The sequence below is a fragment of the uncultured Granulicatella sp. genome, from assembly GCF_963528315.1.
Classification (GTDB): domain Bacteria; phylum Bacillota; class Bacilli; order Lactobacillales; family Aerococcaceae; genus Granulicatella.
Genome location: NZ_CAURVV010000005.1, coordinates 1 through 14,121, shown reverse-complemented (window position 1 = coordinate 14,121; position 14,121 = coordinate 1). Strand labels below are relative to the sequence as shown.

Annotated in this window: 13 protein-coding genes; all 13 read left to right on the top strand. The window is 31.1% G+C overall.

Going from position 1 to position 14,121, the window contains the following annotated elements; all coding sequences use genetic code 11:
* Positions 1 to 233: 233 nt before the first annotated feature.
* The 13 genes from rnc (at position 234) to ftsY (ending at position 14,012) form a co-directional block, all read left to right on the top strand.
* Positions 234 to 938, top strand: a complete 705-nt coding sequence (rnc, locus tag RYK07_RS02170) for a ribonuclease III (protein ID WP_314852177.1) — start codon at positions 234 to 236, stop codon at positions 936 to 938.
* 14 nt (positions 939 to 952) lie between these two features.
* A complete protein-coding gene (smc, locus tag RYK07_RS02165) occupies positions 953 to 4,513 on the top strand; it encodes a chromosome segregation protein SMC (protein ID WP_314852175.1) in 3,561 nt (1,186 codons plus the stop codon).
* Positions 4,514 to 4,721: 208 nt separating this feature from the next.
* The gene (locus tag RYK07_RS02160; RefSeq protein WP_314852174.1) at positions 4,722 to 5,000 is read left to right on the top strand and encodes a type II toxin-antitoxin system RelB/DinJ family antitoxin; all 279 of its coding nucleotides are present in this window, start codon (positions 4,722 to 4,724) and stop codon (positions 4,998 to 5,000) included.
* Between the two features lie 24 nt (positions 5,001 to 5,024).
* Positions 5,025 to 5,882 carry a helix-turn-helix domain-containing protein gene (locus RYK07_RS02155; protein ID WP_314852173.1) on the top strand — a complete coding sequence of 286 codons (858 nt, stop codon included), beginning with the start codon at positions 5,025 to 5,027 and terminating at the stop codon, positions 5,880 to 5,882.
* Between the two features lie 217 nt (positions 5,883 to 6,099).
* Entirely contained in the window at positions 6,100 to 7,290 is a 1,191-nt protein-coding gene (locus tag RYK07_RS02150) for a hypothetical protein (RefSeq protein WP_314852172.1), read from the top strand.
* Positions 7,291 to 7,293: 3 nt separating this feature from the next.
* Complete coding sequence (locus tag RYK07_RS02145) at positions 7,294 to 8,130, top strand: SDR family NAD(P)-dependent oxidoreductase (protein ID WP_314852171.1); 837 nt, start codon at positions 7,294 to 7,296, stop codon at positions 8,128 to 8,130.
* 118 nt (positions 8,131 to 8,248) lie between these two features.
* On the top strand, positions 8,249 to 8,914 hold the full coding sequence (locus RYK07_RS02140) for a zeta toxin family protein (protein WP_314852170.1): 666 nt from the start codon (positions 8,249 to 8,251) through the stop codon (positions 8,912 to 8,914).
* Positions 8,907 to 9,068, top strand: coding sequence for a hypothetical protein (locus RYK07_RS02135; RefSeq protein WP_314852169.1), 162 nt, complete (start codon positions 8,907 to 8,909; stop codon positions 9,066 to 9,068). The genes RYK07_RS02140 and RYK07_RS02135 overlap by 8 nt, the downstream gene beginning before the upstream one ends.
* Before the next feature lie 240 nt (positions 9,069 to 9,308).
* On the top strand, positions 9,309 to 10,229 hold the full coding sequence (locus tag RYK07_RS02130; protein WP_314852168.1) for an ABC transporter ATP-binding protein: 921 nt from the start codon (positions 9,309 to 9,311) through the stop codon (positions 10,227 to 10,229).
* Positions 10,216 to 10,959, top strand: a complete 744-nt coding sequence (locus RYK07_RS02125; protein WP_314852166.1) for an ABC transporter permease — start codon at positions 10,216 to 10,218, stop codon at positions 10,957 to 10,959. Before RYK07_RS02130 ends, RYK07_RS02125 begins: the two co-directional genes overlap by 14 nt.
* Before the next feature lie 426 nt (positions 10,960 to 11,385).
* Positions 11,386 to 11,910: a GNAT family protein gene (locus RYK07_RS02120; RefSeq protein WP_314852165.1), complete on the top strand. Its 525-nt coding sequence runs from the start codon at positions 11,386 to 11,388 to the stop codon at positions 11,908 to 11,910.
* Between the two features lie 258 nt (positions 11,911 to 12,168).
* Complete coding sequence (locus RYK07_RS02115; protein ID WP_314852164.1) at positions 12,169 to 13,005, top strand: Cof-type HAD-IIB family hydrolase; 837 nt, start codon at positions 12,169 to 12,171, stop codon at positions 13,003 to 13,005.
* Positions 13,005 to 14,012 (top strand): signal recognition particle-docking protein FtsY, encoded by a 1,008-nt coding sequence (gene ftsY / locus RYK07_RS02110; RefSeq protein WP_006702571.1) that lies wholly within the window; start codon positions 13,005 to 13,007, stop codon positions 14,010 to 14,012. The genes RYK07_RS02115 and ftsY overlap by 1 nt, the downstream gene beginning before the upstream one ends.
* Positions 14,013 to 14,121: the final 109 nt, after the last annotated feature.

Genomic DNA, 14,121 nt, shown 5'->3' with positions numbered 1-14,121 from the left:
GTAGTAATATTATCCGTTTTTGGATAATATTACAGGGAAACTTTGAGACCAAGGCTCAAAGTTTAGACATGAGACTCGCATAGCGAGGCTGCTGTCGACCTTGCTACAATATGTAAAAGTCTTTTTTATTGCTTTACGTCTTAGAATACGTCCATTTTTTTAAAATCGTTTGTAATGTTTTAACAAACCTTTTATAATAGGGAAGATAGAGAAATGATAAGGAGCCGAAGGGCATGTATTCAATCGAACAATTTAAAGAAAAAATAAAAAAAGAATATCAAATAAAATTTACAAATGAAAACTATCTAAAAGAAGCATTAACTCATTCATCCTATGCAAACGAACACAAAGAGTGCAAAGGAATTTATAATGAGCGTATTGAGTTTTTAGGCGATGCCGTTTTAGAATTATTTATCTCAAACTGGTTATACCGTCAAATGCCAACAAAAAAAGAAGGCGAGTTAACAAAGTTAAGAGCGCAAATCGTTTGCGAAGAAAGCTTGTCGACACTTGCTAAAGAGTGTGAGTTAGATAAATATCTCTTATTAGGAAAGGGAGAACGTGCTTCCAAAGGACATGAAAATCCAGCAGTTCTCTGTGACGTCTTTGAAGCATTTGTAGGGGCTATTTATTTAGACCAAGGGTTTGAAGAAGCTAGTAAATTTCTAACACAAGTTATTATCTCGAAAATGAAAGATGGACGATTCACATTAGTCGGCGATTTTAAAACAGAATTACAAGAATACTTCCAAAGAAATGGGAATGTGAATATTCGTTATGAATTACTAAAAGAAGAAGGCCCTTCTCATGCACGTTTTTATACCGTACAAGTTCATGTAAATGATAAAGGCTATGAAATCGGTGAAGGTAAAACGAAGAAAGCAGCAGAACAATTATCTGCTAAAAGAACATTAGAAAAATTAAACGTTATTTCTTAAAAAAGGAGTCAAGGATGCAGTTAGAGAAAATTGAAATGTCTGGATTTAAGTCATTTGCAGATAAAACCGTTATCGAATTTGATAAAGGCGTAACCGCAGTGGTAGGTCCAAACGGTAGTGGAAAATCTAATTTGTCAGAAGCAATTAAATGGGTTTTAGGAGAACAATCTGCTAAGAGTTTACGTGGTAAAAAAATGGATGATGTCATTTTTGCAGGTTCTCAAACTCGTAAACCCGTGAATATTGCTGAAGTAAATTTGCATATTAACAATGAAGATGGAAAATTAGCAATTGAGCATTCTCAAGTTGTATTAACTCGTCGATTGAACCGAAATGGGGATAGTGACTTCTTTATTAATAAGAAAGCTTGTCGATTAAAAGATATTACTAGTTTGATGATGGATTCTGGTCTAGGGAAGGATTCATTTGCGTTAATTTCTCAAGGGAAAGTTGAACAAATTTTCAATGATAAACCTGAAGATCGTCGTATGATTATTGAAGAAGCTGCAGGGGTATTAAAATATAAAGACCGTAAAACTCAAGCGCAAAGAAAATTAGACCAAACACAAGAACATTTAAATCGTGTTGAAGATATTTTACATGAAATTAAAAGCCAATTAACACCTTTATTAGAACAAAAGGAAAAAGCGATTGTTTATTTATCGAAGAAAGAAGAATTACAAGGCATTGAAACAGCCTTATTAGCCGTTGAAATTGAAACGTTAAATACTCAGTGGACAGTCGCTAAAAGAGAAGTAGCTCAACTACAAGAAACTGTGACGAAAACAGAACAAAAATTAGTAGAACTAGAGCAGAAAGTATTCGATCAACAAGAATTACTTGCTGTAAAAAATACTGAGTTAGATGAAAAACAAGTGTTATACGTTGATGCGATTCAAAAAATGGAACAATTAGATGGTGAACGTAAAGTTTATCAACAAAGACAAGAGTTTGCGAATCGTACCAATGAAGAAAATCAATTAGCCTTAATAGAAGTCATTCGTCAGTTAGAATCAACAGAACAAACTGTGGCTGAATTAGAGCGAGCTGTTGCCATCAAAGAAGTAGAACTAAACGAAATTGAATCAGTTTGGTCTAAATTAGTAGAAGAATTAGAACAATTAAGTCAAGGTAATGAAGAGAGACAAAAGCAATTACAAAGTGACTATATCGAGCAATTACAAGAAATTTCAAAATTAACGAACCAAGAAAAACACTTGGAACGTTCGATGGAACAAAATCAAAATCAACATGATAAATTACTAGAAAAACAAGAATTATTTGAAGAACAATCAAAGCAATTAGATCAAAAGATTGCTCAATTAGTGGAAAAAGAAGAAAATCTAGCTCAACAGACTAATGCTAAACAAGAAGACTTAAATAGTTATCGTCAACAAGCAGACAGTTTACGTCAAGAACGTCAAACGATACAAGAACAAAAACAAAAGATTGAGCGACAATTACAACAAACACAAGCCAATTATCATAGTTTGAAACAAGTTTCAGAAGATTATGCCGGTTACTATCAAGGGGTTCGTGAAATCTTAAAGCAAAAGAAACAAATCGCAGGTGTCATTGGTTCCGTAGCTGAATTAATTCGAGTAGATGATGAGGTTACATTAGCCATCGATATTGCTCTAGGTGCAAGTAGTCAACATGTTGTAGTAGAGCATGAACAAGCTGCTGCAAAAGCAATTGACTATTTAAAAATGAACCGTTTAGGACGAGCAACTTTCTTACCACTAACGATTATTAAAGAGAAAAGAATGCCAGATACGATTCAACAACAATTATTCTCTTTACAAGGCTATGTTGGAATTGCTAGTGACTTAGTACATGTGGAAAAAACGTATCAATCCATTGTTCGAAATATTTTAGGAACAACTGTCGTTGCTAAAACACTGGATGATGCGATGAAAATTGCTAAAGTATTGCAATACCGTTATCGTATTGTTTCTTTAGAGGGAGATGTTGTCAATGCTGGTGGTTCGATGACCGGTGGAGCTTCCAAAAACCATCAACAACAATCTCTTGTAAAACGGAATAGTCAATTAGAAACGTTAGAACAACAATTGAATCAGTTGAAAGAGTATGAGAAGCAAGTTTCAGAAAAATGGAATCAGTTAGAAACGAAATGGAACGAAATTGTTCAAAAAGGAACAGCGATTCAAGAAGAAGAAACCCTTTTAAAACAACAATTACAAGAAGTAAGATTAGAATTACAATTCTCAAAAGATGAATTTAATAAAATTAGTCGTCAAACATTAAGTCAACAATATGAATTAGATGAATCAATTCAACAGTATGAACAATTAGAACAGCAATATGTGGAAACTCATGAAGCGTTAAGAAGGATTACAAAAGAGAATCAAGCGGTTAAAAAAGAATTGGATTATTTACAATTATCTCAAGAAGACCGTACTCAACAGCTTCAAGAAAAACAACAAGAATTACAAGAAGTGGGGACACAAAAAGCTCGTATTCAAGAGCAAGTCCAACATCAAAAGAAAGAATTCAAACAAGAAAAACTGTCATTAAAACGTTTAGAAGAACAAGTTCATTTACTGGAATCGAAAAAAGATGAACAGAAGGACTTAAAAGAGAAAAATGAAGCAGATTACAACCAAACTGTAAAAGATTACGAAGCGATTAAAGAAACTGTTACAGCTTTAGAAATAGATTTAGATAGACTAAAAGAGGAAAGAATTCAATTAGAAGTATTGAATAAACAAACAGAAGTTAGTCGAAATCAAGCGCAACATCAATTACAAGAATATTTGAAACAACAATCAAAAGTTGAAACAAAAGCCAATCGATTTGAATTAGCAATTGATCAAAAACTGCAATATTTAAGTGAAGAATATGAATTAACATTTGAAGCAGCAATTGAAAAAACAGAATTAACAATGTCCATCGAAGATGCTTCTAAAACAGTTCGTATGTTAAAACAACAAATCGAACAAATGGGTGCAGTAAACTTAATGGCGATTGAAGAATATGATAAAGTTCAAGAAAGATTTGAATTTTTAACGATTCAACAACAAGACTTACTAGATGCGAAGAAAAATCTAGAAGACACGATTACAGAAATGGATACGGAAGTGACGAGTCGATTTAAACAAACTTTCGATGCAATTTCAAGTCAATTTCAACAAACATTCCCACGATTGTTTGGAGGAGGACGTGCTTCTTTAGAATTAACAGATCCTACTAATTTATTAGAAACAGGAATTGAGATTATTGCTCAGCCACCTGGTAAGAAACTACAATCCTTAAGTCTATTATCTGGGGGAGAACGTGCCTTTACAGCAATTGCATTATTATTTGCGATTTTAGAAGTGAAGCCAGTGCCATTCTGCTTACTAGACGAAGTAGAAGCAGCCCTAGATGAGGCAAATGTTGCAAGATATGGTCGTTACTTGAAAGAATTTACTAAAAATACACAGTTCATTGTTATTACACATAGAAGAGGAACAATGGAAGAAGCAGATGTATTATATGGAGTAACAATGCAAGAATCTGGAGTTTCAAAACTAGCTTCAGTAAAATTCGAAGACTTTGATGGTCTGGAGTAAAAACACTTTTTGAAGTCACTGTAGATTGATATTAATACATTATAATAGGAAAAGCTCGCTAAGGGCTTTTTCTTTTTGTGGAAGAGTGGTTAGAAGGAGATATTACTTCAATTGGTTTTTGATAAAGAAGTTGAGATTGCTCTAGATGTATTGCATAACGCAACACATATGGTATAATGAGTGTAATCATATAAGAGGAGAAATATGTATGAAAACAGCTAGTGTAAATGTTAGAATTCAAGAAAATATTAAAGAACAAGCAGAAAAAATTTTATCACAGATTGGTCTTTCTCGAGCAGTAGCGATTGATTTATTCTATCGACAAATTATTATGAATAATGGAATTCCATTTTCTTTAACCGTCCCTCAGAAGCAACTTCCTATCCGTGAAACAATGACAGAAGAAGAATTTCATACAATGATGAATACAGGAATGCAACAGGTAAAAAATAATGACTCACAATATATGGAAAATGTATTAGATTAGTCTATTACGGAAAGGAGAAGTCACTTGTTAGGAGAACGTCTTAAGCATAGAAGATTGGAATTAAATTTAACACAAAAGGAATTATCAGAAGGAATTTGTAAACAAAGTCAAATTAGTAGAATTGAAAATCAAAATTATGATCCTAGTGCTTCAATTTTAAAGAAATTATCTGTTCGCCTCAATGTCAGTATGGACTATTTTTTTAATACAAAGTTAGAAGGAACAGATTCTGTATTAAAATCATTTAAAAAAATAGCTGATGATGCTTTAGCTCAAAGAGATTTTAGTAAATTAGAATATTGTTTATCATTAGAGCTGAATAAGAAGCAAAAAATTACATTAGAAGAGGATCTTATTTACCTAGAATGGATAAAGGCAATTGTTGCGTTTAATGTACATAAAGATATTGTTAAAGCAATAGAAATGATGGAACACTTATGTAAAAAAATAAAAAAGAATGATGAATACTATTTAGATTTTTTGAATACTTTAGCACTATTTTATTTTGAATGTGATGAAATTGAAAAATATAAACAGCTTTATAAAGTTCTAATGGAAGAGATTTATAAAGTAGATATGTCAAAGCAGGATAATTTACATAAGGTAATCAAAATCAGATATAACTATGCTCGAATTTTAGTAAGAAATAAAGTTACAAAAGAAGCTTTGGAAGAGATTTTAGAAACAATTGATATCTGTAAAGAAAATAGTAGTATCTATTTATTAGCCGACTTATATTGTTTATTAGCGAACATTGGAGATAATTTTCTGTCAGGCGAAGATATTCTTATGTATTATGAACAAGCTAAGTTTTTGTATAAATTATTAGGAAATGAAAAAATGTATTTAAGAATACAAGAATATTTAAGTAGCCGTTTTTAATTCTACTTTTAAATATATGTAAAACATTATGGGAATCTCAAAATGGATTTGCATAATGTTTTTTTGTACGATTTTAAGAAATAATAAAAATTTATTCAAATTAGAATATTTTATTTAAAAAATACTTATTTGAATAAAATGTTGTTGAAAATAACAAACTGATGTGATAAGCTTTCCCTAATTAGGTGTGAAAATAGATATTGGAGGGACTTCGAAAATGAATGATGAGGTTAGTTTGTATTTTAGGGAGATTATGGAAAAAGAAGGAATGGAGTATATACCTGATTCTGGAATTAAGTATCATAAAACGCTTAAATTTTCTTCTGTTTTGAATATTGAAGATAGATTTGAAGAGTTTTTTAAGATTAATCGTTGTTACTACACAAATCAAAGATGTTTTAGAGTTACGGATAAAATTCTTGAAATTACAGGGTTTGAAGGAGTAGCATCTTCTTACAATCATATGCTGAGTTTCTTTTTACTAAAGGAAGAAAATCTCGAAAGGGCATTAAAAATTACTAGTGATTTTTTTAGGAAATTAAATTTTTTAGATGGAAAAACTACAATGGTTTTATCGCAAAAGATGTTATCTTTGATAAATGAAAAAACAAAAGAATGTTTTGATATATGCATAATTAATAGTGATAAATTATCAACTACTTTAGGTGAGAATAGATTTAAGGGAGAGTATATTAAATTCTATCGTAGAAATAAAAATGGATTAGTTCCTGTTGGTAGTTTAAATATAATTTTTAATAGAGAAAACTATGTTATTGATAGTTCTTTTTTGAAGGAAGTTATCGAAGTTGAGTATTTTGAAAAGAATAGTATTTATGAATTGAACTATTTCAAAACATCTTTTAATAACATTAGAGATAAGATTCCTGAGTCTAGCCTATCAGTGGGATTAAAATGTATTAATTTAATGAGAGTCATTTTAGTTCTTATGAATGAGGGAATAGTGTTTGGAAATAAAAATCAAGAGTATATTGTTAGAAAATTGCATAGAATACTAGTATTGGAGTTATATATATTATTTTTGGATAAAGAAATTACTCGTTCAGAAATTGTCGAATTTATGAGGGATATTACTTTGACCGGCTTATCCGATTTACAAAATATAAATACTATTAATTTTTCTGATCAGTTTTTCTTAGACGCAATTATTAGAGAGACAGAAAATTATATTGAATTATTAGAAAAAGGCGTATTGAAGATTTCTATACAAACATTTGATTTGGAAGAAGAAACAATTTTAAAAGAACGGTACGGTATTCCATCCAAATTAATTAAAAGAATTCGAAATGAAAAACTAGAAAATGAGGATATCAATATACCAATGAATCCATTAAATAAAGTCATTAATATGCCAACGATAAATTGGATAAAATCATTACATGGAGAGTGAATTATGAAGAAAAAAGTGTTAATTACGGGTGTTTGTGGAACCATTGGGGAAGCATTAGTAAACTATTTTATAGAAAATGATACAATAGTTTATGGTGTTGATTATCAAGAAACACAGTTAGCAATTATGAGTAAAAGGATAGATTCATCAGTATTTTATCCAGTACCAATGGATTTTACTTCGCAAGATTGTTTGAAATATATTGAAGTAATTAGACCAGATATTTTAATTCATGGAGCATCATTGAAGATGACAAATTTTTGTGAAGACTTTACTGAGTATTATTATTCAAAGAATGTTTTGCAAACAAAAGTATTTCTAGAGTCAGTATTACCTTTTGTAAAGGAAAGAGTGGTATTTATCTCAAGTGATGAAGCATATAAACCTCATAATCAGTTTGGTAAACAAAAATTAGAAGTAGAACAATATTTAAGTTACTTAAATGAGAAACATCAAGAATGTTTCATTCAATCGTTACGATTTCCATTTGTGATTGAAAGTAATGGTTCAGTCTATCATGTGTTTGATAAACTCTCGAAAGAAAATAAACCTCTTCCTTTAACAGATGAGAGAATTACAAAACTTGCAACTAGGAAAGAAGAATTTATTCGTGGTTGGGATGATTTTTATAACCATGTTCTTAATTCAGGCGTTTATACATTATCGATTGGAAAAGAACTTAGTATTAAAAAATTAGCAGAAGAATTAATTGAGAAAAATCATTCGAAGAGTAAGATAGAAATTATCGGATTAACTGGAGATGATACTTTAGGAGATCCAATGATGGACTTTAATCATTTTAAACAGATTACAGATTTTGTTAGTGAAGTTTATGAATAAGGATATTTTGTTCAGAATCAATTGTGGAGAAAAAATACCTGAATAAAGATGTTACAATATAGCTGATAAACAGCCTGAAAAATGGTATACTTAGACAAAGAATTGAAGGAGGAATACTATGGATTCGAATTTAGAATATGCACAAAATAGACTAGAAGAGTTTATTTCTGAATTGATTCACGATAGTTTTCCTAGTGAAGAGCTAGATGCAGTATTTATGGCTGGCAGTCCAGGAGCAGGTAAGACAGAAGTTGCTCTTGGATTATCGGAAAATTATGATAATCATATTCTTATTGATGCAGATGCATTTCGAATTCAATTTCCAGGTTATGATGGTAGTAATTCTAGTCAATTTCAAAAGGCTTCAGCATGGTTAGTCGATCAGTCTTTTAAATTTGTAGTGGATAAGGGATATTCATTTATATTGGATGCAACATTTGCAGTTTTAAGTGCAGAGAAGAATATCATTCGAACATTAAAAAATGGGTATCGTGTGACATTATTTTATGTTTATCAAGAACCACAAGTAGCATGGAATTTTACGAAAGAACGTGAATTAGTAGAAGGCCGTGTTGTTCCTAAAGATACATTTATCAATGCGTTCTTCCAAGCTAGAGAAAATATTGAAAAAGTAAAAGAACGACATCCAGAAGTAACATTACATATTATTATTAAAGATTATCAAAATAATATATCCGAAGTACATTTTGATGCTGATAATATTCAGCTAGTACTTCCCCAGAAATACACCAAACAACAATTGGAGGATTTGTTAAATGACTGATAAAGAAAAAGTAAAGCAAATTGTTGAAAAATACAATAAAAGTATTGCTGAACTCTCTGAAAAAGCTACCGCTAAAGAATTCAAGTTCGTAATGAGTTACATCGCTCAAGAAGCGAATCGTAGACAGCGAGAGATTGTTGGAATGAAAGACTAATAGAAAGCATGGAACTAGAAATTCTAGTTTCGTGCTTTTTTGAGTTTATAAAAAAAATTGTACACTCATGTGAAATTATTCTTTTAGAAATAGTTACAATTCTTAAAAAATGGTATAATGCTAGAAAAAGCAAAAAACTTATTTTTATAGGAAAATAATAGAATTTTATAGGTTACAAAAAGAATTTGTATAAAAGGTTATAGAGATAGTTTTGATTACTATTTTAAGGAGAGGTAGAAGATGGTGTTTGAAGTGAAGGGTATCGAAAAACGATACAATAATAAGACAATTTTGCATAATATTTCTTTTGAAATTCCAGAAAATAACATTACGGTGATTCTTGGTAAAAATGGTGCTGGAAAAACAACATTAATTAAATTGATGTTAGGAATGATCAGTGCAGATAAGGGAGATATTTTGTTTAAGGGAGAGAATCTCTCAGATATTGGACATTCTTACTACCAAAATGTAAGTGCCGTATTAGAGTCAGTCGATAATGTTTATCCATTTTTAACAGGAAAACAAAATATTGAATACTTTCTTGGATTATCAAAACAATCTATAAACTATATGGATGATAATATTCAAGCGCTAATTGATGAGTTTGACCTAAGAGATGCTATGGATGAACCCGTTGGTGGGTACTCTCGAGGAATGTTACAGAAACTTTCATTAATCATTGCATTAATGACAAATGCAAAGGTGTTATTTTTAGATGAGCCAACTTTAGGATTGGATTTTCAAAGTTCAAAGCAACTATGTCAAAAAATTAAACAATTATCCACAGAACAGAACAAAACGATTATTCTTACCTCGCACCAAGCAGAGATTATAGAATTACTAGCAGACTATGTTATTGTGATTGATGAAGGAGAGGTTGTCTATAAGGGAGATTATCAAGATTTCTTGCAACAAGTTCCGCATACTCAAGAATTTGAAGCTGTTATTGAGGGAGAAGTGATTCATCAAGAGCTACAATGTCGCATTGAAAAAGGAAAATCATACATGAAACGGAATACTATTGATGAGTTAACGGCACTTCTAGTAAAGCATAACTTGATGTCGCATTTAATCAAGATTGAGAAATTAAGTCCAACAGTTGAAGAAACACTAGACTATTTCTATAGTCAAAGAGGAGGAGCACATCATGAAGTTATTTAAGGCAGAATTGTGGAAATATTTACATGAAGTACGTACCTATTATCCGGATCATATTGTGAGTGTTGTGGTTACAACGATTGTGTTCTATATGTTTTTATTAGTTCAACATCAACAAATGAATCAAGGTTATGTAGGATTTGTGTATTGGTATTTGTTGAGTTCGGTTATTAGTGAAGCAGCGGTCTCTGTGTCTTCGGAGAAACAAATGGGAATTTTAGATCAACTAATTATTAAACCATTTCCTTTCGAACAGCTGATTATAGTAAGGACATTAGTGTGGTTAATTGTCAATCTAATAAAAGTTGCTATTGTTTCCATTGTATTGAGTGCGATTCTTTCGATTCAAATTTCATTCAGTGGGTGGTATATTGTCATCTTCTTATTAACCACAGTTGGTGTGTTTGGATTTACATTAGTATTAGTGGCGCTAACCTTAAAATATACTAAGACAGCATCATTTGATTCGATTATTTCTTATGCACTATTATTTTTCACTGGAGCTATTTTACCTCATGAGATGATGCCAGAATGGGCCGTTACGATTGGTCGATTTCTTCCTATTTCTCTAGGGATTGAAATGACGCAATCTCTGATTCAAGGAGGAATAGTTACTTTGTTGGAGTACATATTATTAGCCGGTCAGTCAGTATTGTTCTTGGTAATTGGTTATGTTTTATTTAAGAAAATTTACCAATCTAGTAAGAAAGCAGGAATTGATAGAAGTTATTAATGCAACGATTGAGTGTAAACATTTTAAAAAGATAGCGTTAAAATTTAAAAATAATCGATGATTGTCCTTTTTATTCACTTGATATTCGGGAATATTTGCTCATTAAATGATAAGGAACAAAAAACTATAAAAATAGGACTTCAAGAAGGAAATGCATAAAAGAACATGAAGTCCATCGTCACATCTTAAGGGGTTACAACCACACCAAAGAATTGAATTTGCAACAAGTTTGAAAAAAGGCTTAGAAATTTTTATTGGCTACGAAACGATAGAAGAAAATCTTAACCGTTTCGGTATCTTTGAGTTGACAATTAGCAAAAACTCAACAGTAATATTAAAGATGAATCTATTTTTTATATCTAGATATTATTATCTATATTTTGATATACTAAGTACATATTATTTTTATATAAGGAGAAAGTTAATTTGCTTAAAAAATTAAATGAAACAGACTTACCAATACTTCATACGCTAATATATTCATCTGAAAAACCTCGATGGACACTTTATAATGCCCCTTATTTTGACGAATATAAACAATTAAATTTAGAAACATTTTTACAGTCTGAGAATCATCTTTTTTTTCTGAGTGAAAATGTCCTCGCAATTGTTCATGAAGAAAGAATTATTGGAGTTGTTACGCGCTATTGGGAAGACATTAGAACTCGTTGGTTAGAAATAGGAATTGTTATTTATGATGATTCATTATGGTCTCACGGTATTGGAACGTCTGCCTTACAAGAATGGATTGGAATTTGTTTTAAAGATTTCCCAGAAATTGAACGAGTGGGACTAACAACTTGGAGTGGTAATCCTGGCATGATGAGACTGTCAGAAAAATTAGGGATGACTCAAGAAGCTAGAATTAGAAAAGTTCGTTATTATAAAGGAACTTACTACGATTCTATAAAATATGGAATTCTACGAGATGAATTTTTTGCATTGAAGTAGAAGATAAGCTTATTATTGAAAATTATATAGGGTATTCGACAAAGCATGTTTGTAAATTTAATTGATCACCTTAGGACTTATCGAATAATAAAAAACAAAGAAGCTATATCCTAGTGATATGGCTTTTTCTTTAGGAATAGTCACAAACCTAAAAATTTGGTATAATACAAGAATGAAATCAAAGCAACACATATATAGTAAAGTGTTGAATGATGGTTCTAGGATACAGATTCCATAGAGTAAAAAAGGAGAGATTGTATGATAAAAGTCATTGCACTAGACTTAGATGGAACATTACTAACAGATGATAAAAAAGTAACACCTGAAAATAAAAAAGCTATTCAACTTGCTAAAGAACAAGGAGTCAAAATTGTTCTTTGTACAGGTCGTCCTTTAATGAGTATTTATCATTTATTAGAAGAATTAGAATTATTAGGTGATGATGATTTTTCTATCAATTACAATGGTGGAATTATTCAAAAAACAAAATCACAAGAAATTTTATTTAAACAAGGTCATTCAAGAGATGATATGCAATACTGTTATGAAGAAGCGTATAAAGTTGGCTTACCTCTTGTTATGATTGATTTAGAAAGAGCTTATGAAACAACTTATCCTGAAGGAAGACCTTCTATTTATCCAGGATTACCACATCCAATTGAGTTTATTAAAAAAAATCCATTGGAATTTGAAGCAAGCCATGTATTTTATAAAGCAGTGCTATGTATTGAAGAATCACTATTAGATGAAGGAATTCGTCAATTACCACAAGCTTTCTTTGAAAAATTTAATTGTATGAAGTCTCGTACTTTCTTATTAGAAGTAGTTCCAAAAGAAGTTTCTAAAGGAACAGGGTTAACGCATTTAGCTGAAATTTTAGGAATTACAGTAGAGGAAATTGCAGCTTGTGGAGACGAAGAAAATGATTTATCAATGTTAACAACTGTTGGATTCCCAGTAGCAATGGGTAATGGTTCTCCAGAAGTAAAAGAAGTAGCAAAATTCATTACGAAGACAAATGAAGAATCTGGGGTAGCTCATGCTATTTATCACATTTTAGAACAAAATAAACGTGAAAGAGAAGGAGTGAAATAATGGGATTATTTGATCGTATTAAACGTGCCTTTACTGGTGAAGATGCTGTTATTAAACAGCAAGAACAAGAAACTTCAATTATTATTGATAAATATGACCAAGGAATGCAAAAAACTCGTAAAAGTTTTTCGGATCATTTAAATGAATTTTTAGCAGATTTTAGAACGATTGATGAAGATTTCTTCGATGATTTAGAAGAAACATTTATTTCTTCAGATGTAGGCTTTGAAATGACGTTAGCAATTACGGATGCTTTAAGAGATGAAGTTCGTTTGAAAAATGCTAAAAATGCTCATGATGTTAAACAAGTTATTATTGAAAAAATGGTAGACATTTATGAAAAAGGGGAAGACAATTTAGCAACTTTAGCAAAAGCTGAAGGTAGACCAACTGTATTACTATTTGTTGGGGTTAATGGTGTTGGTAAAACAACTACAATTGGTAAAATTGCTTGGAGATTAAAACAAGAAGGCCATTCTGTATTATTAGCAGCGGGCGATACATTCCGTGCTGGAGCTATCCAACAATTAGAAATTTGGGGCGAACGTGTAGGTGTGCCTGTTGTTAGTGGTAAAGAAGGTGGAGATCCTTCTTCTGTAGTGTATGATGCCATTAAAAAAGCAAAAGCAGAAAATATCGATTATTTATTAATTGATACAGCGGGTCGTCTACAAAATAAAGTGAACTTAATGAAAGAATTAGAAAAAATGAACCGTATTATTTCTAGAGAAATTGAAACGGGTGCAGATGAAACTTTATTAGTATTAGATGCGACAACTGGACAAAACGCTTTAGTTCAGGCAAAACAATTTAAAGAAACGATTGATGTAACAGGTTTAATTTTAACCAAACTAGATGGGACTGCCAAAGGTGGCGTAATTTTATCGATTCGTCATGAAATGAATATTCCTGTTAAATTTATTGGATTAGGGGAAAAAATGGACGATTTACAACCATTTGACTCAACTCAGTTTATCTTCGGATTAGTGAAAGATTCGTTGAAATAGTATAATTTTTTTTATAAGACTTTTCTTATGTAGCAAGGACGGCAGCAGCTTCGCTGTACCGACCCCAAAAAGTTAGACCGAAAATCTAACATTTGGAGGTCGGTATTTT